We start from the raw sequence: 24,919 nt of genomic DNA on the forward strand, positions 1-24,919 counted from the left end.
CCAAATGACCCTCGAACGTGATGCCGCAGCCAATGCCGCCAAGGTCCTCTCCGAAGCGTTGCCCTACATCCGACGCTTTGTCGGCAAGACGCTTGTTATCAAATACGGCGGCAACGCCATGGAGAGTGACGAGCTGAAAACCGGCTTCGCCCGCGACATCGTGCTAATGAAGGCGGTGGGTATCAACCCGGTCGTGGTTCACGGCGGCGGCCCTCAGATTGGAGACCTGCTCAAGCGTCTGTCCATCGAAAGCCACTTCGTCGACGGCATGCGCGTGACCGACGCAGAAACCATGGACGTGGTGGAAATGGTGCTCGGCGGCCAAGTCAACAAGGACATCGTCAACCTGATCAACCGCCACGGCGGCAGCGCGATAGGCCTGACCGGTAAAGACGCGCAGCTGATTCGCGCGAAAAAAATGAACGTCACGCGCCAGACCCCGGACATGCTCAAGCCGGAAATCATCGACATCGGCCATGTGGGTGAAGTCGTCGGCATCAACACCGACCTGCTGAACATGCTGGTGAAGGGCGATTTCATTCCGGTGATTGCGCCGATTGGCGTGGGCGCCGATGGCGAGTCCTACAACATCAACGCCGATCTGGTCGCAGGCAAAGTCGCTGAAGCCCTGAAGGCCGAAAAGCTGATGCTGCTGACCAACATCGCCGGCCTGATGGACAAGGAAGGCAAGGTGCTGACCGGCCTGACCACCGAGCAGGTGAACAGCCTGATCGCCGACGGCACTATCTACGGCGGGATGCTGCCGAAGATCCGCTGCGCACTGGAAGCGGTTCAGGGCGGAGTGAACACCTCGCACATCATCGACGGCCGTGTACCGAATGCCGTGCTGCTGGAGATCTTCACCGATACCGGCGTCGGCACGCTGATCAGCAACCGCAAGCGTCACTGATTGCTGCTGTAAAAAGCCCCGCTCGGCTCAATGCCAGGCGGGGCTTTTTTGTGGCCGGGTCTTAGCAACACCCGTGGGCGGTTATTACCTACCGAGAAGCTTCTGCAATCGCGCCCGATCTTGCGCAAACTCGGCCTCAGCCTGGGTTCGCGCCGTCTGGTACCGCAGGATGTCGACTTTCAGGTTTTGCTGCTGATCACGCAGATCATCCATCTGATCAAGCAGCGTCTTCGGCACCGGGTGCCCTGCCCGCTCCTGATCAGCCGCCTGTGTCTGGAGCGTGCCTTGCTGGGTAACGAGGTTCTGGATATTGCCTTGCGCCACGACGATCAGGCCGTCGAGTTCGGCGAGCCGACGATTCTTCGCCCGGTCGACGTCCTCAACGCTGCTGTAAAACCGCAGCAGATGCGCGTCGGCGTCAGACTGAAGCTTGGCGGCCTGAGCGTCGCGCAACTCATCGGCGGACGGTGCGGGCGGGACCGTCTGCACCACGCGACCGCGCTGATTGAGCACTTCATAACCCTTGCCGACGTACTCCGGAGGCACGCCCTGGCGATCGAGCACGGTCACGCCGCGACTGTCGACGTAGCGATAAAGCACGATGCCTGGGGTCTCGTCCGCATGAACGCTCGCAATGCAACCCAAACCCAGCCACAGACTAAAACCCAACGTGCCCAGCTTGAGCATAAACCGCATCCTTTTGGAGGCTCAGATTCCGTATTGGGCCCGGTACGCTTCGACGGCGGGCAAATGCTGCTTGAGCTGCGGATCGTCGGCGAGGAATTCCAGCACCTGATTCAACGAAACGATGCTCACCACCGGGATGCCGAAATCACGCTCGACTTCCTGAATGGCAGACAGCTCGCCGTTGCCACGCTCCTGGCGGTTCAGCGCAATCAGCACGCCGGCAGCGTTCGCGCCCTGGGCCTGAATGATCTGCATGACTTCGCGAATAGCGGTGCCTGCGGTGATGACGTCATCGATGATCAGCACGTTGCCGGTCAACGGCGCGCCCACCAGGCTGCCGCCTTCGCCATGGGCCTTCGCCTCTTTGCGGTTAAAGCACCAAGGGAGGTCGAGACTGTGATGCTCGGCAAGCGCTACGGCAGTCGCCGCTGCAAGGGGAATACCCTTGTAGGCCGGGCCGAACAGAACATCGAAGGAGATACCGCTTTCAACAACGGCGGCGGCGTAGAACTTACCCAGCTGGGCAAGGGCCGAACCACTGTTGAAAAGACCGGCATTGAAGAAGTAAGGGCTGGTGCGCCCAGACTTCAAAGTGAACTCACCGAAGCGCAAAACTCCGCGATCGATGGCAAAACGAATGAAATCGCGTTGATACGCCTGCATGAAAAAAGCCCCGAATACCACGGATTTAGCTAATTAGGTAGAGCTCGGGTATCATACACGCACGTGATTTTTGGGGCCATTTATGCGGATCATCAGTGTGAACGTTAATGGTATTCAGGCTGCAGTCGAGCGTGGTTTGCTCAGTTGGCTGCAAGCCCAGAATGCCGACGTCATCTGCCTTCAGGACACCCGCGCCTCCGCCTTTGAACTGGACGACCCAGCCTTCCAACTGGACGGCTACTTCCTATATGCCTGCGAAGCCGAAGTGCCTGCCCAGGGTGGCGTGGCGCTTTACTCGCGGCTGCAACCGAAGGCGGTCATCAACGGTCTTGGTTTCGAGACGGCCGACCGTTACGGGCGTTACCTGCAGGCAGATTTCGACAAAGTCAGTATCGCAACCTTGCTGCTCCCCTCCGGGATGAACGGCGATGAAGACTTGAATCAGAAGTTCAAGCTCATGGACGATTTCGGCAAGTACCTCGACAAGCAGCGACGCAAACGTCGCGAGTACATTTACTGTGGCTCGCTGTACGTGGCGCAACAGAAGCTGGACATCAAAAACTGGCGCGACAGTCAGCAATCTCCGGGCTTCCTCGCACCAGAGCGTGCTTGGATGGACGAGATCGTTGGCAATATGGGTTATGTCGATGCCCTGCGCGAAGTCAGCCGCGAAGGCGATCAGTACAGCTGGTGGCCGGATAACGAACAGGCCGAGATGCTCAATCTGGGCTGGCGCTTCGATTATCAGCTGCTGACCCCGGGCCTGCGCCGTTTCGTACGCAGTGCACGTCTTCCACGCCAGCCGCGCTTTTCGCAACACGCGCCACTGATCGTGGACTACGACTGGACGCTCACCATCTGACGTTCAGTTGCTCAAAAAAAAGCCGACGTGAAGTCGGCTTTTGTTTGTCCGCAGATCAGGCCATCGCCCGATCTCTGGAAGCGCTTACTTCAGCAACCGCCAAGTGAACGGATAGCGGTAGGCGACACCGTCATTGACCTTGACGCCCGCGATGATCGTCAGCACCAGCGCGCCGACGCCCACCAGCATCAACAGCGGAAAGCCAATGATCACCACCATCAGCAAAAAACAGATCATCGCGGCAATGGCCACCGTGATCTGAAAATTGAGGGCTTCCTTGCCCTGGGCATCGATGTACGGGTCGACTTCTTTCTTGAGCTGCCAGACGATCAGCGGCCCAAGCAAATTGCCGAACGGAAAGATCAGGCCGAAAAACGCTGCGAAGTGGCACAGCATTGCCCACTGACGGACTTCCTTGCTCGGCATTGGCAACGGCGACTGACTCTCGATCATCATGCTTTCCCTGTTTTGATGTAGTGCTCTGAGGTAATGGAAACCGCTCAGTCGGCCAGTGCCGCCTGTTGCAGTTCGAAGATTTCGTTCATGCCTTTTTGAGCCAGTGCCAGCATCGCGTTCAGGTCTTCAGGCTGGAATGGCGCGCCCTCGGCAGTACCCTGCACTTCGATGAAACCGCCCGCGTTGGTCATGACCACGTTGAGGTCGGTCTCGGCCGCAGAGTCTTCCAGGTAATCCAGGTCCAGGACCGGCTCGCCCTGATACATGCCCACCGAGACTGCAGCGATCATCTGCTTCAGCGGATCGCCGCCCTTGAGGCCGCCACGTTTTTTGATGGACTTGAGAGCATCGATAAGCGCGACCATGGAACCGGTGATCGACGCCGTGCGCGTCCCGCCGTCCGCCTGAATGACATCGCAGTCGACGTACAAGGTGATTTCACCCAGCTTGGACATGTCCAGTGCAGCGCGCAGAGAACGACCGATCAGGCGCTGGATTTCGAGGGTACGGCCGCCCTGTTTGCCACGGCTGGCTTCGCGCTGGTTACGCTCGCCGGTTGCGCGAGGCAGCATGCCGTATTCAGCCGTCAACCAGCCCTGGCCCTGCCCCTTGAGAAAACGCGGAACGCCGTTTTCAACGCTGACGGTGCAGATCACCTTGGTATCACCGAACTCAACCAGCACAGAACCCTCAGCGTGCTTGGTGTAATTGCGCGTGATATTGATCAGGCGAAGCTCATCGGCAGCGCGGCCACTTGGACGTTTCATCTGGAATACCTGTACTGGGAGACGGAAAACTGGCGTGCATTATAGAGGTGCAGGCACGGTTTGGGACATCTAATGACACATTGCTCACGGCGGGCGCCGCAGATTCACACTGCCAGGACGCAGGATCGCCGCACCGCGCATCGCTTGCGACAATGCCACATTTGGGCGCATGCCTTGCACTGAGCTACAATCCTGCGCCTTTATAGCCAGTCGTTTCCCCACGACACTTCGCCGGGCATGCGTCCCGGACCGGCTATCCGCAAATGCCTGAATTTATAGAGGTACTTCCCATGGTGCACAGCATGACGGCTTTTGCCCGCGCTGAACGAGCCGGCCCACAAGGCACGCTGAGCTGGGAAATGCGCTCGGTCAATCACCGTTACCTCGAACCCCATCTGCGCCTGCCGGAATCATTTCGCGACCTCGAAGGCGCCGTGCGTGAGGCGCTGCGCCAGGGACTTTCCCGGGGCAAAATCGAATGCACTCTGCGCTTCACCGAAGAAACCGCAGGCAAACCACTGCAGGTTGACCGCGAACGCGCCGGGCAACTGGTCGCGGCAGCGGAAATCGTCGCCAGCCTGATCAAGCAACCTGCTGCGCTCAACCCGCTTGAAGTGCTGGCCTGGCCCGGTGTTCTGGTTGCCGACGCTGCCGATCCGCAAGCGCTGAACAACCATGCACTGGCGCTGTTCAACGAGGCGCTCGAAGAGCTCAAGGCCGGTCGCGCCCGCGAAGGCGCCGATCTTGCCAGGCTTCTCGACGAACGGCTCACCTCAATCAAGACTGAAGTAGCGACCTTGCGTACCCTCGTGCCGCAGATGCTCGCCGCCCAGCGCCAGAAAGTGCTCGATCGTTTTGCCGACATGAAGGCCGAACTCGATCCGCAGCGTCTGGAACAGGAAATGGTCCTGCTGGCGCAAAAAAGCGACGTCGCCGAAGAACTCGACCGCCTGAGCACTCACGTCACCGAAGTGCGCCGCGTACTCAAGGCCGGCGGACAAGCCGGGCGCCGGCTGGATTTCCTGATGCAAGAGCTCAACCGCGAAGCCAACACACTGGGCTCCAAAGCCTTTGATCCTCGAAGCACGCAAGCCGCCGTCAACCTCAAAGTGTTGATCGAGCAGATGCGCGAACAAGTGCAGAACATTGAGTAAGGCCACCTCCGACATGACCCACAGCACCGGCACCCTGTACATCATTTCCGCCCCATCGGGCGCGGGCAAGACCAGTCTGGTCAACGCCTTGATCAACGCTCAGCCGCAAATCCGCGTGTCGGTGTCCCACACCACCCGGGCCATGCGTCCGGGCGAAGTGGACGGCGTGAACTACCACTTCGTCGATCGCGCCGAATTCGTGCACATGATCGAGCACGGTGACTTTCTCGAACAGGCGGAAGTCTTCGGCAACATGTACGGGACTTCACAGAGTCGTTTGCAGCAAACGCTGGACGAAGGCCATGACCTGATTCTGGAGATCGACTGGCAGGGTGCGGAGCAGGTTCGCAAACTGATGCCCCATGCGCGCTCGATCTTCATTCTGCCGCCGACGCAGCAGGCACTACGCCAGCGCCTGACCAATCGCGGCCAGGACAGCGACGAGATCATCGAAGGTCGCATGTGCGAAGCCGTCAGCGAGATGAGTCACTACGCCGAATACGATTACATTGTGATCAACGACGATTTCGCCACGGCGCTGGAAGACCTGAAAGCGATCTTCCGCGCCAATTTGCTGAGCCAGGAACATCAACAGCAGCGCCACACCGAGCTGTTGGCTCAACTGCTGGCCTGACCGGTTCTTACACGGCAAAACCTATCCATTCGAAATCAGCGCTTCCCTAAACGCTGGTGATTTTTTAGACTGTCGAGTCCGCTCGCCCATTCGGGCACCGCGCATATCGCATTTGCTACGAGGAATACCCATGGCTCGCGTGACCGTTGAAGACTGCCTGGAACATGTAGATAACCGTTTTGAGCTGGTCATGCTCGCCACCAAGCGCTCGCGTCAACTGGCGACCGGTGGCAAAGAGCCAAAGCTGGCATGGGAAAACGACAAGCCTACCGTAGTGGCCCTGCGTGAAATCGCTGCAGGCCTGATGGATTACGCTGTTATCGCAGAAGCCGAAATCGTTGAAGATGAACCACTGTTCGCCGCATTCGAGGACGAGTCCAGCGAGGCCGTCTAAGCCTATGCCTGGTCGACGTAGCAAGGCGCAGGGTCGAAGCCTTCGGCAAGGAGTTTTATCTTGCCGAGCATAGACGCCCTCGCCGATCGCCTGTCGACCTACCTCGGCGCAGACCAGGTCAATCTGGTCCGCCGGGCGTACTTCTACGCCGAACAAGCCCACGACGGCCAACGCCGTCGTAGCGGCGAAGCCTACGTCACGCATCCGCTGGCAGTGGCCAATATTCTTGCCGACATGCACATGGACCATCAGAGCCTGATGGCCGCCATGCTGCATGACGTGATCGAAGACACCGGCATCGCCAAAGAAGCGCTCTGCGCGCAGTTTGGCGAAACGGTGGCCGAACTCGTCGATGGGGTCAGCAAACTGACCCAGATGAACTTCGAGACCAAGGCCGAAGCTCAGGCCGAAAACTTCCAGAAGATGGCGATGGCCATGGCGCGGGACATCCGCGTGATTCTGGTCAAGCTCGCCGACCGCCTGCATAACATGCGCACCCTGGAAGTCCTTTCCGGAGAGAAGCGCCGTCGCATCGCCAAAGAAACCCTCGAAATCTACGCACCTATCGCCAACCGCCTAGGCATGCACAGCGTGCGTATCGAATTCGAAGACCTGGGCTTCAAGGCGATGTACCCGATGCGCTCTTCGCGCATCGGCCAGGCAGTAAAGCGCGCGCGCGGCAACCGCAAGGAACTGGTCAACAAGATCGAAGAGTCGCTGAGCCACTGCCTTGCGGTTGATGGCATCGAAGGCGAAGTCAGCGGCCGTCAGAAGCACTTGTATGGCATCTACAAAAAGATGCGCGGCAAGCGTCGGGCCTTCAACGAGATCATGGACGTCTACGCGTTCAGGATCATCGTCGACAAGGTTGACACCTGCTATCGCGTGCTCGGCGCTGTACATAATTTGTACAAGCCGCTGCCCGGCCGCTTCAAGGATTACATTGCGATTCCGAAAGCCAACGGCTATCAGTCGCTGCACACCACCTTGTTCGGAATGCACGGCGTGCCCATCGAGATCCAGATTCGTACCCGCGAAATGGAAGAGATGGCCAACAATGGCATCGCCGCGCACTGGCTGTACAAGTCATCTGGCGATGAACAGCCGAAAAGCACCCATGCGCGGGCCCGTCAGTGGGTCAAGGGCGTGCTGGAAATGCAGCAGCGCGCGGGCAATTCGCTGGAATTCATCGAGAGCGTGAAGATTGACCTGTTCCCGGACGAGGTCTACGTGTTCACGCCCAAGGGCCGGATCATGGAGCTGCCGAAAGGCTCCACGGCCGTCGATTTTGCTTATGCCGTACACACCGATGTCGGCAACAGCTGCATCGCCTGCCGCATCAATCGCCGGCTGGCACCGCTCTCCGAACCCCTGCAAAGCGGCTCAACCGTCGAGATCGTCAGTGCGCCCGGGGCGCGTCCGAATCCGGCATGGCTCAACTTTGTCGTCACCGGCAAGGCCCGCACGCACATCCGTCATGCGCTCAAGCTGCAGCGCCGGTCGGAGTCGATCAATCTCGGCGAGCGCCTGCTGAACAAAGTACTCAATGGCTTCGACAGCACGTTGGACAAGATTCCGACCGAACGCGTGCGCCTGATCCTTGCCGAGTACCGGGTCGAGGTCATCGAAGACCTGCTCGAAGACATCGGCCTGGGTAACCGCATGGCTTACGTGGTCGCTCGCCGCTTGCTGGCCAGTGAAGGCGATCAACTCCCGAACGCAGAAGGTCCTCTGGCTATTCGCGGTACCGAAGGCCTCGTTCTCAGTTATGCCAAGTGCTGCACGCCGATCCCGGGCGACCCGATCGTCGGGCATCTGTCCGCAGGTAAAGGCATGGTCGTGCACTTGGACAACTGTCGGAATATCGCGGAAATCCGTCACAACCCCGAGAAGTGCATTCAGCTGTCCTGGGCCAAAGACGTCACTGGCGAATTCAACGTCGAGCTGCGCGTCGAACTGGAACACCAGCGCGGCCTGATCGCCCTGCTCGCCAGCAGCGTCAACGCCGCAGACGGCAATATCGAAAAAATCAGTATGGATGAGCGCGATGGTCGTATCAGCGTGGTCCAACTGGTGGTCAGCGTGCACGATCGCGTGCACCTGGCCCGTGTGATCAAGAAACTGCGTGCCCTGGCCGGCGTGATCCGCATCACCCGTATGCGCGCGTAGTCCAACCGCAAACAGGAGTTTTTCATGAGCAAGACCGTCATCTCCAGCGACAAAGCCCCAGCCGCCATCGGCACTTATTCCCAGGCAATCAAGGCCGGCAACACTGTCTACATGTCCGGCCAGATTCCGCTGGACCCGAAGACCATGGAGCTGGTCGAAGGCTTCGAAGCACAGACCGTACAGGTCTTCGAGAACCTGAAAGCGGTGGCTGAAGCCGCAGGCGGTTCGTTCAAGGACATCGTCAAACTGAATATCTTCCTGACCGACCTCAGCCACTTCGCCAAGGTCAACGAGATCATGGGCAAGTATTTCGAGCAGCCGTACCCGGCCCGTGCCGCTATTGGCGTTGCTGCGCTGCCGCGTGGCGCGCAGGTCGAAATGGACGCCATTCTGGTCGTCGAGTAAATCCCGGTGCGGAGCTCAAGCACGCTCCGCCTCCTCAGAAAAGGAAGGACTCCACCCATGCGCGTTGCGTTTGCCCTCTCGCTGCTGGTCGCACTGCTCAGCGGCTGCGCCAGCCACTCCGACAAAAGCCCTGACGGCACCTGGATCAACCAGGCCGCCATCGATGCAGCAGCCCAGGGCGGCAATCTGCGTCAGGCGCTGCTGGCCTACGGCCCGAATCTGGAATGGAACATCAACACCAAGGCCGGACAGGCCACTGCCTCCAACGGCTTCGAGCTGAGTGAAGGCAAGATCGCCAGCAATGCCGACGGCAAGCTGCGGGTCGACTTCTACGGCAATGCGTCTGATGAGTTGACCATCAAGGGCGACGAGCTGGTGCAGCATGCCAGCGACACCGGGCCCGAGCAGCATTTCCGCTCGCCGAAAGAAGCACCTCCGACCGGCGCCCAACCCGGCACCAGCTTCGAGCGTGCGCTTTACACCGCCTACCTTGGCGGCAAGTGGACCATCGTCAGTGGCGAAGGCCAGGGCAGCGCGGTTGAGTTCCTGCCGGACGGTAGCGTCAGCGGCCTGCCGGGCAATGATCGCTATGCGCTGTGCCTCGCTGGCGACTGCGCGGCCATGAGCGGTGAATACGACAGCATGTGGCTGGAGAAGAACGAGCGCGGCAATCCGTGGATCTTCGTACGCAACGGCAAGCAGCTGGAGCTGTTCCAGGCGGTGAACAACGCCCAGGCAACCGAAATGCCGGACCTGCGCCCGGGTGAGAAGCGCTGGGTGCTTGAGAAGAACTGACTCTCGCGTACGCATGGTAGGACCGGCTTCAGCCGGGAAGAGGCCAGTACCTATAACCTCAATTTCCTGGCTGTAAGACTGACGCCTTCCCGGCTAAAGCCGGTCCTACGAATCGGCGGCAGAGCGACCTACTTCGGCTGGTCTGCCAACATCGCCTCATACCCTTCTTTATACGTCGCATAACGCGGCGTCCAGCCCAGCGACTTGGCGCGGGCGTTGCTGCAGCGCTTGCTGCCGGCCCGGCGCACGTTGTTCTCATCCGACCACTCTGTAACGCCCAGACGCTGACGCATCCAGTCGACCACTTCAGACAGCGGCGCGGGCGCATCGTCGACGCCGATATAGCAGTCTTCCAGCGCCACATCGTCGGATGCCGCTCGCAGCAAAAACGCCAGCAGGCCTGCTGCGTCATCAGCATGAATGCGGTTGCCGTAAAGCGGCGGATCGATCGCGACGCTGTAGCCCTGGCGCACCCGATTCATCAGATCACTGCGCCCCGGACCATAGAGTCCGGTCAACCTGACGATTGTCGCTGGCACCCCGCTGTCCAACGCCACTTGCTCCGCCTCGCGCATGATCTGGCCGGAGTACCCGGTGGCTTCGACAGGCGACGTTTCATCGACCCACTCGCCTTGCTGCTGACCATAAACGCTGCTGCTGGACACGAAAAATATCCGCTTCGGTCGCTGTCCGCTGCGCTCGCTCCAGCCCAATACGTGCCGGAGGCCTTCTACATAAGCCGCGCGATAACCCGCCTCATCCCGGTCAGTGGGTGTAGCGCAGTAAACCAGGTAATCCAGCCGGCCTTCCGGCCAGTGCGCAGGAATGCGGGCGTCGAACAAGTCGCCGCTGACGCCGAGCACACCGGCGGGCAATTTCTCGACGGAGCGGCGCAAGCCGTACACCGTCCAGTCGTCGGGCAACAGTTGGGAAGCCAGTCGGCTCCCGATGTCGCCACATCCAGCAATCAAAACGGATGGCGCTGACATGTCCAATCTCCACATCACTCATTGAATATCAGCCCGTCAAACGGACCATAAAACCGACCATTGGGAAGCATTCTCAAGAAAAAGAGACGCTCTTACTTTTGTTAACAAGAATTACTTGCAATAATGGCGACCCTTTGTTCTCCTCCGCTCGCCTAGCGCCAGCGTGACGCTCTCAGAACGAACACCTATTTTCATATCAGGTCGGGCCAGCATGACATCTATTCAAACCCCCGCTTCGTCACTCGCCAACCGAGGTCTGCCACGCGCAGGACGCGCCGTTGCCGCGCTGCTGTTCAGCCTGATGTTGACGCCTGTAGCGCTTGCCGACTCCAGCGCGCCTGTACAAAAACCTGCCGTACAGGCAGAGGCACCGGCCACCACACCGGTTGACCCTTCTACAGCGCCAGGCGTTCAAGAGCTTACCCCGGCATCTGCTCCGACTGATTCGCTCGACGCCGCCGCCGCGGAAGATAACAGCCTGGGGATGTCTCACGATCTCTCGCCTTGGGGCATGTACAAGAACGCGGACATCATCGTCAAAGCCGTAATGATCGGTCTGGCCATTGCATCGGTCATCACCTGGACCATCTGGATCGCCAAAGGCTTCGAACTGTTGGGCGCCAAACGTCGTCTGCGAAGCGAGATCGCTGCGCTGAAACGCGCACGCAATCTGGACGAAGCCAGCGCAGGTGCCAGGAAAGAAGGCACCCTTTCCCATTTGCTGGTGCACGACGCACTCGAAGAAATGCGCCTGTCGGTCAACACCCGCGAGCGTGAAGGCATCAAGGAGCGCGTTGCTTTCCGCCTTGAACGCCTGGTCGCCGCTTGCGGCCGCAACATGAGCATGGGCACCGGCGTGCTGGCCACCATTGGCTCTACTGCGCCGTTCGTAGGTCTGTTCGGCACCGTCTGGGGGATCATGAACAGCTTCATCGGCATCGCCAAAACCCAAACCACCAACCTTGCCGTTGTGGCACCGGGCATCGCCGAGGCCTTGCTGGCCACGGCACTGGGCCTGGTTGCGGCGATTCCAGCCGTGGTCATCTATAACGTCTTCGCCCGCTCCATCGCCGGCTACAAGGCGCAAGTGTCCGATGCTTCGGCGCAGGTTCTGCTGCTGGTCAGCCGCGATCTGGATCACCAGCCTGCGGCCGAGCGCAGCCAACCGCCGCACATGGTAAAGATGGGGTAAACCATGGGCCTGCATTTGAAAGAAGGCGATGACGATCTCGCCGAGAACCACGAAATCAACGTGACGCCGTTCATCGACGTCATGCTGGTACTGCTGATCATCTTCATGGTTGCCGCCCCGCTGGCAACCGTGGACATCAAGGTTGACCTGCCCGCTTCTACCGCCAAACCGGCGCCTCGCCCCGAGAAACCGATTTTCCTGAGCGTGAAAGCCGACCAGAGCCTGTACCTGGGCGATGAGAAAGTGGCCCGCGAACAGATCGGCCAGGTGCTGGATGCCAAAACCAAGGGCAAGAAAGACACCACGATCTTCTTTCAGGCTGACAAGGGGGTCGACTACGGCGACCTGATGGAGGTCATGAATGCCCTGCGCGGCGCCGGCTACCTGAAGGTGGGCCTGGTGGGTCTCGAGACGGTCGGCAAGAAATGATCAATACGCGCCAAAAGCTGACGCGCTATAGCGGTAGTCTGTTGTTGGTGCTGGCGGTCCATGCCGTGGCGATTGTCGTCGCATTGCGCTGGCCCTCCTCCCAGGCCATTGAGCTGCCGCCGGCCGCGATGATGGTCGAGCTGGCGCCCGTTCCCGAGCCTGCCCCGCCGCCTCCGCCAAAAGTCGTGCAACCGCCGCAGCCGCCTGCGCCTGAAGAGCAACTGCCCATTCCGCCAGTCGCCGAGGCGCCCAAGGCCGAAATCGCTGTGCCCAAGCCGGTCAAGCCCAAGCCCAAACCACAGCCGCCGAAACCTGTGAAGAAGGTCGAGCCACCGAAGGAAGAAAAGCCAGCCGACGACAAGCCGCTGGACGCACCGCCGTCTAACGCCAAACCGGAGAAGTCAGCGTCGCCGCAGCCGGCTCCGCCCACGCCGCCAAGCAATGCATTACCGACGTGGCAGGGTGAATTGCTGAGTCACCTCAGCAAGTTCAAGCGTTATCCGGAAGACGCCCGACGTCGGGGCATGCAGGGCACCAGTCGTCTGCGCTTCGTGGTCGATGGCGAAGGCCGCGTGTTGTCCTATGAACTGGCCGGAGGTTCAGGAAGCGCCTCACTGGATCGAGCGACGCTGGAAATGATCCGCCGCGCGCAGCCATTGCCCAAGCCGCCGCCGGAATTGCTGAAGAACGGGTCGCTGGAAGTGGTCGCTCCCTTCGTTTATTCCCTGGATAAACGCTGAAACCAGAATTTTGTCAGCCGCGACGGGTTGATAACGTGCGTCTATCGATTGCACCCGCTATGCTGGGGCCGCAACTTCATGGACGCACGTTATGACCCTCACAGAATTGCGCTACATCGTTACCCTCGCTCAAGAGCAGCACTTCGGCCATGCCGCTGAACGTTGTCACGTCAGCCAGCCGACCCTGTCGGTGGGCGTCAAAAAGCTGGAAGATGAACTCGGCGTGCTGATTTTCGAGCGCAGCAAGAGTGCTGTACGTCTGACACCGGTTGGCGAGGGCATCGTGGCCCAGGCGCAGAAAGTCCTCGAACAGGCCCAGGGCATTCGTGAACTGGCACAGACCGGCAAGAACCAACTGACCGCGCCGCTCAAAGTCGGCGCGATCTACACCGTCGGCCCGTACCTGTTTCCTCACCTGATTCCCCAACTGCACCGGGTCGCCCCGCAGATGCCGTTGTACATCGAGGAAAACTTCACCCACGTGCTGCGCGACAAGCTGCGCAATGGCGAGCTTGACGCGATCATCATCGCGCTGCCGTTCAACGAAGCCGATGTCCTGACGCTGTCGCTTTACGACGAGCCGTTCTACGTGCTGATGCCGGCCGATCATCCATGGACCCAGAAAAAGACCATCGATGCTTCGGCGCTGAACGACAAGAGCCTGTTGCTCCTGGGTGAAGGTCACTGCTTCCGCGATCAGGTGCTCGAAGCCTGTCCGACGCTGGTCAAGGGCGGCGACGCTGCCAAGCACACCACAGTGGAATCCAGCTCGCTGGAAACCATTCGGCACATGGTTGCGTCGGGGCTGGGTATTTCCATCCTGCCGATGTCCGCCGTCGACAGCCATCACTACGCGCCGGGCGTGATCGAAGTCCGTCCACTGTCGCCTCCGGTGCCGTTCCGCACCGTGGCAATCGCGTGGCGTGCCAGCTTTCCGCGTCCGAAAGCCATCGAAATCCTCGCTGACTCGATTCGTCTGTGTTCCGTCGCTCGCCCTAAAGCTCAGGCTGAAGCGAGTTAAGGGACGGTATGACGGAGCTGTCTCATGTCTCGGTCACGGCGCTAAAGGGCGTCGGTGAGGCAATGGCTGAAAAGCTGGCGAAAGTCGGTCTTGAGAATATTCAGGACGTACTGTTTCACCTGCCGTTGCGTTATCAGGACCGCACTCGCGTCGTGCCCATCGGCGAGCTGCGCCCGGGCCAGGACGCCGTAGTCGAAGGAGTGGTCAGCGGCGCCGACGTGGTCATGGGCAAGCGCCGCAGCTTGCTGGTCAGGATTGGCGACGGCACCGGTGTGTTGAGCCTGCGTTTTTACCACTTCAGCAATGCACAAAAGGACGGTCTCAAGCGCGGTACCCACGTGCGCTGTTATGGCGAAGCCCGGCCCGGCGCTTCGGGGCTTGAGATCTACCACCCGGAATACCGTGCGATCACCGGCGATGAGCCGGTGGCTGTAGAGCAGACGCTGACGCCGATCTACCCCACAACTGAAGGCCTCACCCAGCAGCGCCTTCGGCAATTGTGCCATCAGAGCCTGTCGATGCTCGGCCCCAAGAGCCTGCCTGACTGGCTGCCGGATGAGCTGGCGCGCGACTATCAACTCGCGCCCCTGGCTGACGCCATTCATTACCTGCACAACCCGCCTGCCGATGCTGACGTCGAAGAGCTCGCCCTGGGCCATCACTGGGCGCAGCACCGACTGGCATTTGAAGAGCTGCTGACGCATCAGCTTTCCCAGCAACGCCTGCGTGAAAGCCTGCGCTCGCAACGCGCGCCTGCACTGCCACCGGCGAAACGCCTGCCGAAGAAATTCCTCGCCAACCTTGGTTTCCCGCCCACGGGTGCGCAGCAGCGGGTCGGCAACGAGATCGCTTACGACCTCAGTCAACACGAGCCGATGCTGCGTTTGATTCAGGGTGATGTAGGCGCAGGCAAAACGGTCGTCGCAGCCCTCGCGGCCTTGCAGGCCCTCGAAGCGGGCTATCAGGTCGCACTGATGGCGCCCACCGAGATCCTCGCCGAACAGCATTTCATCAATTTCACCCGCTGGCTGGAGCCTCTCGGCATTGAGACGGCGTGGCTCGCGGGCAAACTCAAAGGTAAGGCGCGGGCGGCCTCACTGGCGCAGATCGCCGGTGGCACGCCCATGGTGGTCGGCACCCACGCGTTGTTTCAGGACGAGGTGCAGTTCAAGAACCTCGCGCTGGTCATCATCGATGAACAGCACCGTTTCGGCGTTCAGCAACGTCTGGCGCTGCGCAAGAAGGGCGTCGGCGGCTCGATGTGTCCGCATCAGTTGATCATGACCGCCACCCCCATCCCTCGCACCCTGGCGATGAGCGCCTACGCCGACCTCGACACGTCGATTCTCGACGAACTCCCTCCCGGGCGTACGCCGGTGAATACCGTGCTGGTGGTCGACAGCCGACGCATCGAAGTCGTCGAGCGCGTACGCAATGCATGCGCCGAAGGCCGGCAGGCGTACTGGGTCTGCACGCTGATCGAGGAGTCTGAGGAGCTGACGTGTCAGGCCGCTGAAACCACGTTCGAGGAGCTGACCAGCGCGCTGGACGAGCTCAAGGTCGGCTTGATTCACGGACGCATGAAGCCCGCCGAAAAAGCAGCCGTCATGGCCGAATTCAAGCAGGGCAACCTGAACCTGTTGATTGCCACGACGGTGATCGAGGTCGGTGTGGACGTCCCCAATGCCAGCTTGATGATCATTGAAAACCCGGAACGCCTGGGCCTGGCTCAGCTTCATCAATTACGCGGTCGGGTCGGCCGGGGCAGCGCGGCCAGTCATTGCGTGCTGCTGTATCACCCGCCGCTTTCGCAGATCGGTCGTCAGCGCCTGGGCATCATGCGTGAAACCAACGACGGCTTCGTGATCGCCGAAAAAGATCTGGAACTGCGTGGACCGGGCGAGATGCTTGGCACGCGCCAGACAGGGCTGCTTCAATTCAAGGTTGCTGACCTGATGCGCGATGCAGATTTGCTGCCGGCAGTCAGGGACGCGGCGCAGGCGCTGCTTGAGCGCTGGCCGCAACATGTCAGTCCTCTGCTGGAGCGCTGGCTGCGCCATGGCCAGCAATATGGCCAAGTGTGAAGCAGTCAACGCAATAACAGGGTGTCTCACCTCTATAACAACTAAGCTGGTTATACTTCAGCGATTGTAGGAATCTGGATTCAGGCCATGACAGAAGTTGCCCACATCGACGCAACCCCACACTGCCCTTCTATCATTCGGCAGTTGCTGGGCAAAGCTGCCATCAACTTCCGTGAAGTGACTGACGACGAGTCTCTTCCGCTTGATCGGAAAGTGCAGGCCATTCTGGTCGACGACTCAGTCGGCGCGCTGTTCATCCTGTTCCCGCAGAACCATTTGCTCGACCTCAATCGCATTACCGAGTTGACCGGCCGCAAGTTGAAAGCGGTTCCGAAAGAGTCGCTCGAACTCATGCTGCAAAAACATAAACTGGGCACGTTGCCCGGTCTGCCCTCGCTGACCAGCTCGCCTTGCCTGTATGAAGAGCGGATTCTGTCCGGCACTACTGTGCTGATCGATTCCGGTGAGCCCGGCCTCTTGCTGGAAATCAGCAGCGAGGACTTCAGGACGCTGTTGACCAAAGCCAGCGCTGCCCGCTTCGGCGAACCAGTGACGTCCGTCACGCCCAACCTCACGCGTCCCCATGACGACCGCGAGGAGATCACCAAGGCCGTACAGAATTTCACTGCCCGGCGCATCCAGCAGCGTCTGGAATCCACGGTGGAAATCCCGCCACTGGCCGACACGGCGCAGAAGATTATCAAGCTGCGTGTCGACCCCGACGCAACCATCGACGACATCACCGGCGTGGTTGAAACCGACCCGGCACTGGCGGCACAGGTAGTGAGCTGGGCGGCTTCGCCGTACTACGGTTCGGCCGGCAAAATCCGCTCAGTAGAAGATGCCATCGTCCGCGTGCTGGGTTTTGATCTGGTGATCAATCTGGCGCTGGGCCTCGCGCTGGGCAAAACCCTGGCGCTGCCGAAGGATCATCCGCAGCAGGCAACCCCTTACTGGCAGCAGTCTATCTACACAGCTGCGATCATCGAAGGCCTGACCCGCGCCATGCCCCGTGCCGAGCGCCCGGAAAGTGGCCTGACGTACCTCGCCGGCTTGCTGCACAACTTCGGCTATCTGTTGCTGGCGCATGTGTTTCCGCCGCACTTTTCGCTGATCTGCCGCCAGATTGAAGTCAATCCGCATCTGCATCACAGCTACGTCGAGCAGCACCTGCTGGGCATCAGCCGCGAGCAGATCGGCTCCTGGCTGATGCGCAACTGGGACATGCCGGAGGAGTTGGTCATTGCCCTGCGCTTCCAGCACGACCCGCACTACGCAGGTGAGCATTACAAGTATGCAAACCTGGTGTGCCTGGCGGTGAGACTGCTTCGCAAGGAAGGCATCGGCTCAGGCCCTATGGAAAGCATTCCAGACGAGCTGCTCGAGCGCCTGAAGCTGTCCCGCGAGAAAGCTCAGGATGTCGTGAAGAAAGTGCTGGAGGCCGAAGTGCTGTTGCGCGAACTGGCCGCGCAGTTCAGTTAATCTAGAAGTGTCCGGGGAGGACTACTTCTTCTTCCTCGGCTTCAAATACTTTGTCAGGCCCTGAAACCACATCACCAGACCCGCGTTGCCGGTAACGAGGATGTTCTTGTCCTGAATGCCCTGCATGAACGCGAGCTGCTTGTTCCGGGCCTGCATTGTGGCGAAGCCGTAATCGGCATCCTTGAAAGAAATTACGAAAGCCGGCGCCGCAAAGGTGCCGGCGCGGCTCTTGACGCGTTGATCGCGCACGATGAAATGCCGGGCGATCTTGCCGTCAGCCGTCTGCAACTGGAAAGCCAGATCCTTCCCCGCGAGTTGCTGCTGAAACGCAGGGTTATTGCGACTGGCACGGGCCATCAACAGGCCCAACATCCAGAGTAGAAAACGAAACTTCATGCGTGGGCCTCACAGGATCAGCGGCGGTCAGGGTGACCAGCCGCAGTGTAGCGAGCTTGATTGGCCGGTGAGCAAGCAGAACCGGCCGGTCGCAAAGTGGCGGGCTAGGCGGAAACGCGCAGGTTAGCGGGGCTCGATTCATCGCGCATAAAAAAATGGACATGCCGACTGATCGGCATGCCCATCTCCGTGCTGCTCGCCCTCCGCAGGGCGCTCAGCGAATTACTTTTTCTTTGCTGCGGGTGCCTTGGCGGCTGCCGCCTTGGCTGGCTTGGCCTCTTTCGCGGCTGCAGCCGGCTTGGCTGGTTTCGCTGCCTTGGCCGCGTCCGGATTAACGCTGTCTTTGAGAAACTTGCCCGGCTTGAATGCCACCGTGTTGCTGGCCTTGATCTTGACGGGCTCGCCGGTCTGAGGGTTTTTACCGGTACGGGCGCCACGATGGCGTTGCAAGAAAGTACCGAAGCCAACCAGCGTGACGCTGTCCTTCTTGTGCAGCGCGTTGGTGATTTCGTCGAGCACGGCGTTGAGGACGCGGTTAGCTTGTTCTTTGGTGAGATCTGCTTTCTCGGCAATAGCCGCTGCGAGTTCTGGTTTACGCATATGAAGCCTCTTTTACGGTTTTTTGTTTTTATGTCCCGTGCAGCCCTTGCGGACAGCGAGCAGGTGCCGCAACAGCTCTACGTTGCGGCAGACCGGAATGAGAATGGCACGCCACCGGGACCCGCGCCAGTACGTGGGCCACGTTTGTTTCAACTAAAAGATGGCTTATCCGACAGAACGACTGTTAATCATGCCAGCAGCGGTGGCAAAGCCTTGTTCAGAGCGAGCTTATCCATCACGGCAGCGCCCGTCAGGGCGTAACCCAGCAGATTGCCGTCGCCGTCGCGGCACAGTGCCTTGATGTCGGCGCCCTCACCTTCCACGGTCCAGACACCTTCCGAGCCCTTGGGCGGCGGGGACACTACCAGCGGGCAAACCGGCGTTTTTACCGTGACCGGCATCGGGCCATATTTGACGGGCGTGGGTGTGCCGGCGAGCGTCTGCGCCAATGCTCGGGCGCAGTTCATCAGCGGCATGACGTAAAGCAGGCTCAGCCCATCTACTTCAGCGCAGTCGCCCAGCGCATAGATGTTTGCGTGGGACGTCTGCAAATGCCGGTCGACCACAACGCCACGCCCGATTTCCAGGCCCGCCGCTGCGGCGAGATCAGTGCGGGGACGCAGGCCAATGGCCGACACCACGAGATCGCAGTGCAGCACCTCGCCATCGGATAGATGCGCCTCGAGCCCGTTGTCGGCACGATCAAGGCGAGTCAGCAAGGGGCCGAGGTGAAAACGTGCGCCCAGGCTTTCCAGCCCGGCCTGCAGTGCCGCGGCAGCCGCAGGGGGCAGCAACGTGGGCATCACCTGCTCGCACGGCGCAACCAGGTCGATCTGGTGGCCGCCGAGAATCAGATCATTGGCGAACTCGCAGCCGATCAGGCCCGCGCCGAGGATTAGCACGCGCTTCTTGCCAGAAGCTGCGGCGCGGAAACGCGCATAGTCTTCAAGATCGTTGATCGGGAATATGGCGTCGGCAGCGTCACCCGCCACCGGCACGCGCACCGTTTCCGCGCCCCAGGCCAGAATCAGGTCGCGATAAGGCACCGCTTCCTCCCCTATCCACAGACGCTTGTGACCCGGATCGATGCCGCTGACGCGGGTGTGTGTGCGCACTTCAGCCTTGAGTTGATCGGCCATGGCGCCAGGCTCGGCCATGCTCAGTCCGTCGGCTTCCTTGTTTTTGCCAAAGCCGGTGGAGAGCATGGGTTTGGAGTACGAACGGCCGTCATCGGCGGTGATCAGCAACAGCGGCGTCTCGCCATCCAGCTTGCGAAATTCGCGGGCGAGGTTATAGCCCGCCAGCCCGGTACCGATGATCACGACAGGTGCGTTCATTCATTTCTCCAGAGGGGTCGTGGAAGTCGGCGGATCAGCCGATTTCGATCATTTCAAAATCCATTTTGCCGACGCCGCAATCAGGGCACAGCCAGTCTTCCGGCACATCCTGCCAGAGCGTGCCCGGCGCGATGCCGTCATCCGGCCAACCGTCGGCTTCGTTGTAAATCAGGCCACAGACTACGCATTGCCACTTTTTCATCGCTCGGTTCTCTTGGTTTCAGGCTAGACATCCCAGACGCTCCGCTGTCGTCGCGAAGTTTAGCGAATGGGTCAGGCCTTTTACTGATCACAGCGCGATGACGCAAGTTTCATTGATGTTCAACGCGTGTACTTTCTAGTGGGACTGGCTTTAGCCGGGAAGGCGCCAGTGGCTACGCCGCGAAATCGATGGCGTTCGCACTGGCCTTTTCCCGGCTGAAGCCGGTCCCACTAACACCGCATATCCAGTAGGACTGGCTTTAGCACCGCATATCCCCTGTGGGACCGGCTTCAGCCGGGAAGGCGTCGGGGGCCCCAACGCTTAAATGGCGGGGGCTCCGGTCGTCGGCCAAAAATCGCAATCATGCTAAGCTCGCCGCCTCGATTGCCGCCTGTGTTTGTCTCCCGTGATCCAGCAAACCCCTTCAGTTCCAGCGCCCGAGTGGCTATTGCGCGATCAGTTGATCGAAGCACCCTCGCCTCTCGCTCTTGAGTGGCTGTTCCACGAAGATTCCCTGACCCGGCGCCTGACCTGGCTCTCTGACGACCGCTTTTGCGTCAAGCCGCAGTTCGAAGGCTGGCAGCGCCTGCGTGAAGATGAATGCGCCGCGCTGCACTTGCCAGAGGACAGCGAAGGCTGGGTGCGTGAAGTCTATCTGCTGGGCCGCGATGAAAGATGGGTGTTTGCCCGCAGTGTCGCCGCCCGCAGCGCACTGGAGCATGACGGCCTGCAAATGGACGAACTCGGCACCCGTTCGCTAGGCGAATTACTGTTCAGCGATAAAGCCTTCGCCCGCGGCCCGCTGCAGGTCTGCCGCTATCCTGCGCAATGGCTGCCCGAGACTGACGCACAGCAGGGCTTGTGGGGGCGCCGCTCCTGTTTCAGCCGGGGGGCCTTGAGCATTCTGGTAGCGGAAGTGTTTCTGCCCACTGCATGGCGCGCCATCGAAGCCAGCCCGCCACTGCTCGCCCAGGAGGGCCGCTGATGTACCTGTCGCTGCTCAAATCCCTGAACCGTCTGAACCCGCGCGCTTGGGACTTCATTCAGCTCACGCGTATCGACAAGCCCATCGGCATCTATCTATTGTTGTGGCCAACCTTGTGGGCCGTGTGGATTGCCGGCAAAGGCTCGCCGTCTCTGAGCACGCTGCTGATTTTCGTCGTTGGCGTGTTCCTGATGCGCGCGGCGGGTTGCGTGATCAACGACTTTGCCGACCGCAAAGTGGACGGCCACGTCAAACGCACCGAGCAGCGGCCTTTGGTCAGTGGCAGGGTGACGTCAAAAGAAGCGCTGGTTCTGTTTGCAGTGCTGGTGACGCTGAGCTTTGTGCTGGTGTTGTTCACCAACGCGACGACGATCTGGCTGTCTTTCGGCGGGCTGGCCCTGGCAGCGTGTTACCCCTTCATGAAGCGCTACACCTACTACCCGCAAGTGGTGCTCGGTGCGGCGTTTTCGTGGGGCATGCCGATGGCGTTCACCGCCGAGACCGGCGAGCTGCCCGCTGCCGCGTGGCTGCTGTATATCGCCAATCTGCTGTGGACAGTGGGATACGACACGTATTACGCGATGACGGATCGCGAGGACGACTTGAAGATCGGTGTGAAATCGACCGCTGTGCTGTTCGGCGACGCGGATCGGGTGATTATCCTGACGCTGCAATGCCTGGCGTTGTTCTGCCTGATGCTGGCGGGTACGCGCTTCGAGCTGGGCCTGTATTTCTTCATCGGCCTGCTGGTTGCGGCGGGATGCTTCGCCTGGGAGTTCTGGTCGACGCGGGACAAAGACCCGCAAGCCTGCTTCAGGGCCTTTCTGCACAACCATTGGGCAGGACTGGCGATCTTTGTCGGTATCGTAGTGGACTACGCACTGCGCTGACCGAGTCGGACCAACGCAGCGCTCAAAGCCTCAGTTCACGGCTTGGCGATGTGCCAGACATCACCCTTGCCGTCGCCGGTTTTATCACCAGCGGCTTTGTCATTTTTGAAGGTGTACAGCGGCTTGCCCTTGTAAACCCACTGCGAAGCACCGTCATCGCGCTTGATAATGGTCCAGTCGCCCTCAGGCTTGTCGCTTGCTGTGGCAATCAGCGGCGGCCAGTTGGTTGCGCATTGGTCGTTGCAGACGGATTTGCCCGCCGACGTGTCTTTGTCGTAGGTGTAGAGGGTCATGCTTTTATGATCAGTGAGCATGCCGTCACTGGTCATCGCGGGCGCCGCAGCGAATGCCATGCCGGAAGATGCCAACGCTGCTGCCGCCAAAAGGCGCATCAGAGCGGAAGAAATTTTAGCCATGGATGAATCCTCTTCTTGTTTGTCGTTGTATGGACATTTCTTGTAGGACAAGTCCCCAGCTTAGCCCTAGACCGGCGAATACGCCTAGCCCGAACTAACCTGTCACACGACTGCAATAATTCCGTTATCTAATGCGCCCCAAGACAGTTAAATGACATGAGGTTCGAGGCATGGCTGGCAGAAGCATTCTGATCGTCGACGACGAAGCACCCATTCGCGAAATGATTGCCGTCGCACTGGAGATGGCCGGCTATGACTGCATTGAGGCTGAGAATTCGCAACAGGCCCACGCCGTTATCGTCGACCGCAAGCCGGACCTCATCCTGCTGGACTGGATGCTGCCCGGCACATCCGGCATCGAGCTGGCCCGTCGTTTGAAGCGTGACGAGCTGACCGGTGACATCCCGATCATCATGCTCACGGCCAAAGGCGAAGAGGACAACAAGATCCAGGGTCTTGAAGTCGGCGCCGACGATTACATCACCAAACCCTTCTCTCCCCGCGAGCTGGTCGCCCGGCTCAAGGCCGTGCTGCGGCGAGCTGCCCCCAACGACGGCGAATCGCCGATCGAAGTGGGCGGTCTGCTGCTGGACCCGATCAGCCATCGCGTGACCATCGACGGCACACCTGCCGAGATGGGACCAACCGAATACCGCCTGCTGCAATTTTTCATGACCCATCAGGAACGTGCCTACACCCGTGGGCAGTTGCTCGATCAGGTTTGGGGCGGAAACGTCTACGTGGAAGAGCGCACCGTGGATGTCCATATCCGGCGTCTGCGCAAAGCCCTCGGCGAGGCTTATGAAAATCTGGTACAAACCGTCCGCGGTACTGGCTACCGTTTCTCCACCAAAAGCTGAAAAAGCTTTTGGCAGCGATTCAGACCGCTGAAGACAAGGACGCGTTAATTGAATCACAACTGGCATGGCACCCTGATCCGGCACTTGCTGATGTTGGTCACAGCCTCGTTGCTGGCCGGTTTGATCAGCGGGCATTACGGTGGGTGTCTGGCAATCGGTCTGGGGCTTTATCTGGCCTGGACCCTCAAACAGCTGCTGCGCCTGCATGACTGGCTTCGCCATCACAAACCCGACGAGCCGCCACCCGATGGCTATGGCTTGTGGGGTGAAGTATTCGACAGCATTTACCATCTCCAACGGCGCGACCAGCGCGTGCGTGGCCGCCTGCAAGCGGTTATCGACCGTGTCCAGGAATCCACCGCCGCGCTGAAAGATGCCGTGATCATGCTCGACAGCGACGGCAACCTCGAATGGTGGAACCGCGCCGCAGAAACCTTGCTGGGCCTGAAGACCCCACAGGACAGCGGTCAGCCGGTGACCAATCTGGTACGCCACCCGCGGTTCAAGGAATACTTCGAGCACGCCAACTACGCCGAGCCGCTGGAGATCCCTTCGCCGGTCAATGATCGCCTGCGCATTCAGATGCTGATCACCCGCTACGGCAACAACGAGCATCTGATGCTGGTCCGCGACGTGACGCGCATGCATCAGCTGGAGCAGATGCGCAAAGACTTCGTCGCCAACGTGTCCCACGAGCTGCGTACACCGTTGACGGTCATCTGCGGGTATCTGGAGACGCTGCTGGATAACGTTGAAGAAGTGAACCCGCGCTGGGTCCGTGCGTTGCAGCAAATGCATCAGCAAGGCGGACGCATGCAGACGCTGCTCAACGATCTCCTGCTGCTGGCCAAGCTGGAAGCCACCGATTACCCCTCCGACAACCAGCCCGTGGCCGTGTCGTCGCTGCTGCAAAGCATCACCAATGATGCTCAGGCACTGTCAGGAGACAAGAACCAGCAAATCACCCTGGAGCTGGAAAGCGCTGCCAGCCTCAAGGGCAGCGAGGCGGAGCTGCGCAGCGCGTTCTCGAACCTGATCTTCAATGCCGTCAAATACACGCCGGCCGAGGGCAAGATCCGCGTCCGCTGGTGGAGTGACGGCCGTGGCGCGCACCTGAGCGTGCAGGACTCCGGCATCGGCATCGACAGCAAGCACATTCCGCGCCTGACCGAGCGCTTCTACCGCGTCGACTCCAGCCGCGCGTCAAACACTGGCGGGACAGGCCTGGGCCTGGCGATCGTCAAGCACGTGCTGCTGCGCCATCGCGCAGCACTGGAAATCAACAGCGTCCCCGGCAAAGGCAGTGTGTTTATCTGCAACTTTGCACCGGCCCAGATGACCAAAGCCTAGGCAAGCCTGTAGATAGCCGCTAAATTGCGTCCCTTGTGCCCTCCAATTGT

The 24,919-nt window shown here is 60.2% G+C and carries 27 protein-coding genes and 1 pseudogene; 18 read left to right on the forward strand and 10 right to left on the reverse strand.

Translation table 11 applies throughout. The features are described 5' to 3' along the window. Positions 1–4: 4 nt before the first annotated feature. Positions 5–910, forward strand: coding sequence for an acetylglutamate kinase (gene argB, locus ACYAR8_RS22935; protein WP_065988232.1), 906 nt, complete (start codon positions 5–7; stop codon positions 908–910). An 84-nt stretch (positions 911–994) separates the two neighbouring features. Here the strand turns inward: argB and ACYAR8_RS22940 are convergent, their stop codons facing one another. Together ACYAR8_RS22940 and pyrE are read right to left on the reverse strand one after the other, a co-directional pair. Next, positions 995–1,597: a DUF4124 domain-containing protein gene (locus ACYAR8_RS22940; RefSeq protein ID WP_463581148.1), complete on the reverse strand. Its 603-nt coding sequence runs from the start codon at positions 1,595–1,597 to the stop codon at positions 995–997. A gap of 21 nt (positions 1,598–1,618) precedes the next feature. After that, entirely contained in the window at positions 1,619–2,260 is a 642-nt protein-coding gene (gene pyrE / locus ACYAR8_RS22945) for an orotate phosphoribosyltransferase (RefSeq protein WP_074885836.1), read from the reverse strand. An 82-nt stretch (positions 2,261–2,342) separates the two neighbouring features. Here pyrE and ACYAR8_RS22950 point away from each other — a divergent pair, with 82 nt between their 5' ends. Next, positions 2,343–3,122, forward strand: a complete 780-nt coding sequence (locus tag ACYAR8_RS22950) for an exodeoxyribonuclease III (protein ID WP_065988229.1) — start codon at positions 2,343–2,345, stop codon at positions 3,120–3,122. Positions 3,123–3,206: 84 nt separating this feature from the next. On the opposite strand, the gene ACYAR8_RS22955 is transcribed toward ACYAR8_RS22950, so the two are convergent. Next, positions 3,207–3,575, reverse strand: a complete 369-nt coding sequence (locus ACYAR8_RS22955) for a DUF4870 domain-containing protein (protein ID WP_463581149.1) — start codon at positions 3,573–3,575, stop codon at positions 3,207–3,209. Between the two features lie 47 nt (positions 3,576–3,622). Continuing rightward, the gene (gene rph / locus ACYAR8_RS22960) at positions 3,623–4,345 is read right to left on the reverse strand and encodes a ribonuclease PH (RefSeq protein ID WP_074885842.1); all 723 of its coding nucleotides are present in this window, start codon (positions 4,343–4,345) and stop codon (positions 3,623–3,625) included. 290 nt (positions 4,346–4,635) lie between these two features. Here rph and ACYAR8_RS22965 point away from each other — a divergent pair, with 290 nt between their 5' ends. The 6 genes from ACYAR8_RS22965 (at position 4,636) to ACYAR8_RS22990 (ending at position 9,896) form a co-directional block, all read left to right on the forward strand. Continuing rightward, on the forward strand, positions 4,636–5,499 hold the full coding sequence (locus ACYAR8_RS22965; RefSeq protein ID WP_463581150.1) for a YicC/YloC family endoribonuclease: 864 nt from the start codon (positions 4,636–4,638) through the stop codon (positions 5,497–5,499). Between the two features lie 13 nt (positions 5,500–5,512). After that, on the forward strand, positions 5,513–6,133 hold the full coding sequence (gene gmk, locus ACYAR8_RS22970; protein ID WP_463581229.1) for a guanylate kinase: 621 nt from the start codon (positions 5,513–5,515) through the stop codon (positions 6,131–6,133). Between the two features lie 130 nt (positions 6,134–6,263). After that, positions 6,264–6,527 (forward strand): DNA-directed RNA polymerase subunit omega, encoded by a 264-nt coding sequence (rpoZ, locus tag ACYAR8_RS22975; RefSeq protein ID WP_025257879.1) that lies wholly within the window; start codon positions 6,264–6,266, stop codon positions 6,525–6,527. Between the two features lie 60 nt (positions 6,528–6,587). After that, entirely contained in the window at positions 6,588–8,696 is a 2,109-nt protein-coding gene (spoT, locus tag ACYAR8_RS22980; protein WP_074885850.1) for a bifunctional GTP diphosphokinase/guanosine-3',5'-bis pyrophosphate 3'-pyrophosphohydrolase, read from the forward strand. A gap of 24 nt (positions 8,697–8,720) precedes the next feature. Then, a complete protein-coding gene (locus tag ACYAR8_RS22985) occupies positions 8,721–9,101 on the forward strand; it encodes a RidA family protein (protein WP_074885853.1) in 381 nt (126 codons plus the stop codon). A 57-nt stretch (positions 9,102–9,158) separates the two neighbouring features. After that, positions 9,159–9,896 (forward strand): hypothetical protein, encoded by a 738-nt coding sequence (locus ACYAR8_RS22990; protein WP_463581151.1) that lies wholly within the window; start codon positions 9,159–9,161, stop codon positions 9,894–9,896. 128 nt (positions 9,897–10,024) lie between these two features. On the opposite strand, the gene ACYAR8_RS22995 is transcribed toward ACYAR8_RS22990, so the two are convergent. Further along, on the reverse strand, positions 10,025–10,885 hold the full coding sequence (locus ACYAR8_RS22995; RefSeq protein WP_463581152.1) for an SDR family oxidoreductase: 861 nt from the start codon (positions 10,883–10,885) through the stop codon (positions 10,025–10,027). A gap of 211 nt (positions 10,886–11,096) precedes the next feature. Here ACYAR8_RS22995 and exbB point away from each other — a divergent pair, with 211 nt between their 5' ends. The 6 genes from exbB to ACYAR8_RS23025 all read left to right on the forward strand — a co-directional run bounded on the left by exbB (position 11,097) and on the right by ACYAR8_RS23025 (position 17,833). Beyond that, positions 11,097–12,077 carry a tonB-system energizer ExbB gene (exbB, locus tag ACYAR8_RS23000; protein WP_074885862.1) on the forward strand — a complete coding sequence of 327 codons (981 nt, stop codon included), beginning with the start codon at positions 11,097–11,099 and terminating at the stop codon, positions 12,075–12,077. A gap of 3 nt (positions 12,078–12,080) precedes the next feature. Further along, positions 12,081–12,506, forward strand: a complete 426-nt coding sequence (exbD, locus tag ACYAR8_RS23005; RefSeq protein ID WP_074885865.1) for a TonB system transport protein ExbD — start codon at positions 12,081–12,083, stop codon at positions 12,504–12,506. Then, the gene (locus ACYAR8_RS23010) at positions 12,503–13,246 is read left to right on the forward strand and encodes an energy transducer TonB (protein WP_074885868.1); all 744 of its coding nucleotides are present in this window, start codon (positions 12,503–12,505) and stop codon (positions 13,244–13,246) included. The genes exbD and ACYAR8_RS23010 overlap by 4 nt, the downstream gene beginning before the upstream one ends. A gap of 91 nt (positions 13,247–13,337) precedes the next feature. Next, positions 13,338–14,267 carry a hydrogen peroxide-inducible genes activator gene (locus tag ACYAR8_RS23015; protein WP_065988216.1) on the forward strand — a complete coding sequence of 310 codons (930 nt, stop codon included), beginning with the start codon at positions 13,338–13,340 and terminating at the stop codon, positions 14,265–14,267. An 8-nt stretch (positions 14,268–14,275) separates the two neighbouring features. Further along, on the forward strand, positions 14,276–16,351 hold the full coding sequence (gene recG, locus ACYAR8_RS23020; RefSeq protein ID WP_463581153.1) for an ATP-dependent DNA helicase RecG: 2,076 nt from the start codon (positions 14,276–14,278) through the stop codon (positions 16,349–16,351). Between the two features lie 87 nt (positions 16,352–16,438). Continuing rightward, complete coding sequence (locus ACYAR8_RS23025) at positions 16,439–17,833, forward strand: aminoacyl-tRNA deacylase and HDOD domain-containing protein (protein ID WP_074885873.1); 1,395 nt, start codon at positions 16,439–16,441, stop codon at positions 17,831–17,833. A gap of 21 nt (positions 17,834–17,854) precedes the next feature. Here ACYAR8_RS23025 and ACYAR8_RS23030 read toward each other — a convergent pair whose 3' ends face one another. From ACYAR8_RS23030 to ACYAR8_RS23045, 4 genes and pseudogenes are all read right to left on the reverse strand, one after another. Continuing rightward, a complete protein-coding gene (locus tag ACYAR8_RS23030; protein ID WP_463581154.1) occupies positions 17,855–18,229 on the reverse strand; it encodes a helicase in 375 nt (124 codons plus the stop codon). Positions 18,230–18,559: 330 nt separating this feature from the next. Further along, a pseudogene (locus tag ACYAR8_RS23035) lies at positions 18,560–18,829 on the reverse strand (HU family DNA-binding protein); the annotation flags it as partial. Between the two features lie 188 nt (positions 18,830–19,017). Then, complete coding sequence (locus ACYAR8_RS23040) at positions 19,018–20,166, reverse strand: NAD(P)/FAD-dependent oxidoreductase (RefSeq protein ID WP_074885879.1); 1,149 nt, start codon at positions 20,164–20,166, stop codon at positions 19,018–19,020. A 34-nt stretch (positions 20,167–20,200) separates the two neighbouring features. Then, positions 20,201–20,368, reverse strand: a complete 168-nt coding sequence (locus ACYAR8_RS23045) for a rubredoxin (protein ID WP_032856748.1) — start codon at positions 20,366–20,368, stop codon at positions 20,201–20,203. A gap of 406 nt (positions 20,369–20,774) precedes the next feature. Here ACYAR8_RS23045 and ACYAR8_RS23050 point away from each other — a divergent pair, with 406 nt between their 5' ends. After that, positions 20,775–21,353 (forward strand): chorismate--pyruvate lyase family protein, encoded by a 579-nt coding sequence (locus ACYAR8_RS23050; protein ID WP_463581155.1) that lies wholly within the window; start codon positions 20,775–20,777, stop codon positions 21,351–21,353. Next, on the forward strand, positions 21,353–22,243 hold the full coding sequence (ubiA, locus tag ACYAR8_RS23055; protein WP_463581156.1) for a 4-hydroxybenzoate octaprenyltransferase: 891 nt from the start codon (positions 21,353–21,355) through the stop codon (positions 22,241–22,243). The genes ACYAR8_RS23050 and ubiA overlap by 1 nt, the downstream gene beginning before the upstream one ends. Before the next feature lie 35 nt (positions 22,244–22,278). On the opposite strand, the gene ACYAR8_RS23060 is transcribed toward ubiA, so the two are convergent. Then, complete coding sequence (locus tag ACYAR8_RS23060) at positions 22,279–22,659, reverse strand: COG4315 family predicted lipoprotein (protein WP_074885888.1); 381 nt, start codon at positions 22,657–22,659, stop codon at positions 22,279–22,281. A gap of 170 nt (positions 22,660–22,829) precedes the next feature. Between ACYAR8_RS23060 and phoB the strand changes: the two genes are divergently transcribed. Further along, positions 22,830–23,519, forward strand: coding sequence for a phosphate regulon transcriptional regulator PhoB (gene phoB, locus ACYAR8_RS23065; protein ID WP_065988205.1), 690 nt, complete (start codon positions 22,830–22,832; stop codon positions 23,517–23,519). Positions 23,520–23,609: 90 nt separating this feature from the next. Continuing rightward, complete coding sequence (gene phoR, locus ACYAR8_RS23070) at positions 23,610–24,869, forward strand: phosphate regulon sensor histidine kinase PhoR (protein WP_463581230.1); 1,260 nt, start codon at positions 23,610–23,612, stop codon at positions 24,867–24,869. Positions 24,870–24,919 lie beyond the last annotated feature (50 nt).

The sequence above is a fragment of the Pseudomonas sp. HP_01 genome, assembly GCF_055284355.1.

Excerpts from the sequence above, each read along its gene's own strand:
- argB (WP_065988232.1), top strand. The coding sequence starts at position 5 with ATGACCCTCGAACGTGATGCCGCAGCCAATGCCGCCAAGGTCCTCTCC.
- ACYAR8_RS22940 (WP_463581148.1), bottom strand. The coding sequence starts at position 1,597 with ATGCTCAAGCTGGGCACGTTGGGTTTTAGTCTGTGGCTGGGTTTGGGT.
- pyrE (WP_074885836.1), bottom strand. The coding sequence starts at position 2,260 with ATGCAGGCGTATCAACGCGATTTCATTCGTTTTGCCATCGATCGCGGA.
- ACYAR8_RS22950 (WP_065988229.1), top strand. The coding sequence starts at position 2,343 with ATGCGGATCATCAGTGTGAACGTTAATGGTATTCAGGCTGCAGTCGAG.
- ACYAR8_RS22955 (WP_463581149.1), bottom strand. The coding sequence starts at position 3,575 with ATGATCGAGAGTCAGTCGCCGTTGCCAATGCCGAGCAAGGAAGTCCGT.
- rph (WP_074885842.1), bottom strand. The coding sequence starts at position 4,345 with ATGAAACGTCCAAGTGGCCGCGCTGCCGATGAGCTTCGCCTGATCAAT.
- ACYAR8_RS22965 (WP_463581150.1), top strand. The coding sequence starts at position 4,636 with ATGGTGCACAGCATGACGGCTTTTGCCCGCGCTGAACGAGCCGGCCCA.
- gmk (WP_463581229.1), top strand. The coding sequence starts at position 5,513 with ATGACCCACAGCACCGGCACCCTGTACATCATTTCCGCCCCATCGGGC.
- rpoZ (WP_025257879.1), top strand. The coding sequence starts at position 6,264 with ATGGCTCGCGTGACCGTTGAAGACTGCCTGGAACATGTAGATAACCGT.
- ACYAR8_RS22985 (WP_074885853.1), top strand. The coding sequence starts at position 8,721 with ATGAGCAAGACCGTCATCTCCAGCGACAAAGCCCCAGCCGCCATCGGC.
- ACYAR8_RS22990 (WP_463581151.1), top strand. The coding sequence starts at position 9,159 with ATGCGCGTTGCGTTTGCCCTCTCGCTGCTGGTCGCACTGCTCAGCGGC.
- ACYAR8_RS22995 (WP_463581152.1), bottom strand. The coding sequence starts at position 10,885 with ATGTCAGCGCCATCCGTTTTGATTGCTGGATGTGGCGACATCGGGAGC.
- exbB (WP_074885862.1), top strand. The coding sequence starts at position 11,097 with ATGACATCTATTCAAACCCCCGCTTCGTCACTCGCCAACCGAGGTCTG.
- exbD (WP_074885865.1), top strand. The coding sequence starts at position 12,081 with ATGGGCCTGCATTTGAAAGAAGGCGATGACGATCTCGCCGAGAACCAC.
- ACYAR8_RS23010 (WP_074885868.1), top strand. The coding sequence starts at position 12,503 with ATGATCAATACGCGCCAAAAGCTGACGCGCTATAGCGGTAGTCTGTTG.
- ACYAR8_RS23015 (WP_065988216.1), top strand. The coding sequence starts at position 13,338 with ATGACCCTCACAGAATTGCGCTACATCGTTACCCTCGCTCAAGAGCAG.
- recG (WP_463581153.1), top strand. The coding sequence starts at position 14,276 with ATGACGGAGCTGTCTCATGTCTCGGTCACGGCGCTAAAGGGCGTCGGT.
- ACYAR8_RS23025 (WP_074885873.1), top strand. The coding sequence starts at position 16,439 with ATGACAGAAGTTGCCCACATCGACGCAACCCCACACTGCCCTTCTATC.
- ACYAR8_RS23030 (WP_463581154.1), bottom strand. The coding sequence starts at position 18,229 with ATGAAGTTTCGTTTTCTACTCTGGATGTTGGGCCTGTTGATGGCCCGT.
- ACYAR8_RS23040 (WP_074885879.1), bottom strand. The coding sequence starts at position 20,166 with ATGAACGCACCTGTCGTGATCATCGGTACCGGGCTGGCGGGCTATAAC.
- ACYAR8_RS23045 (WP_032856748.1), bottom strand. The coding sequence starts at position 20,368 with ATGAAAAAGTGGCAATGCGTAGTCTGTGGCCTGATTTACAACGAAGCC.
- ubiA (WP_463581156.1), top strand. The coding sequence starts at position 21,353 with ATGTACCTGTCGCTGCTCAAATCCCTGAACCGTCTGAACCCGCGCGCT.
- ACYAR8_RS23060 (WP_074885888.1), bottom strand. The coding sequence starts at position 22,659 with ATGGCTAAAATTTCTTCCGCTCTGATGCGCCTTTTGGCGGCAGCAGCG.
- phoB (WP_065988205.1), top strand. The coding sequence starts at position 22,830 with ATGGCTGGCAGAAGCATTCTGATCGTCGACGACGAAGCACCCATTCGC.
- phoR (WP_463581230.1), top strand. The coding sequence starts at position 23,610 with ATGTTGGTCACAGCCTCGTTGCTGGCCGGTTTGATCAGCGGGCATTAC.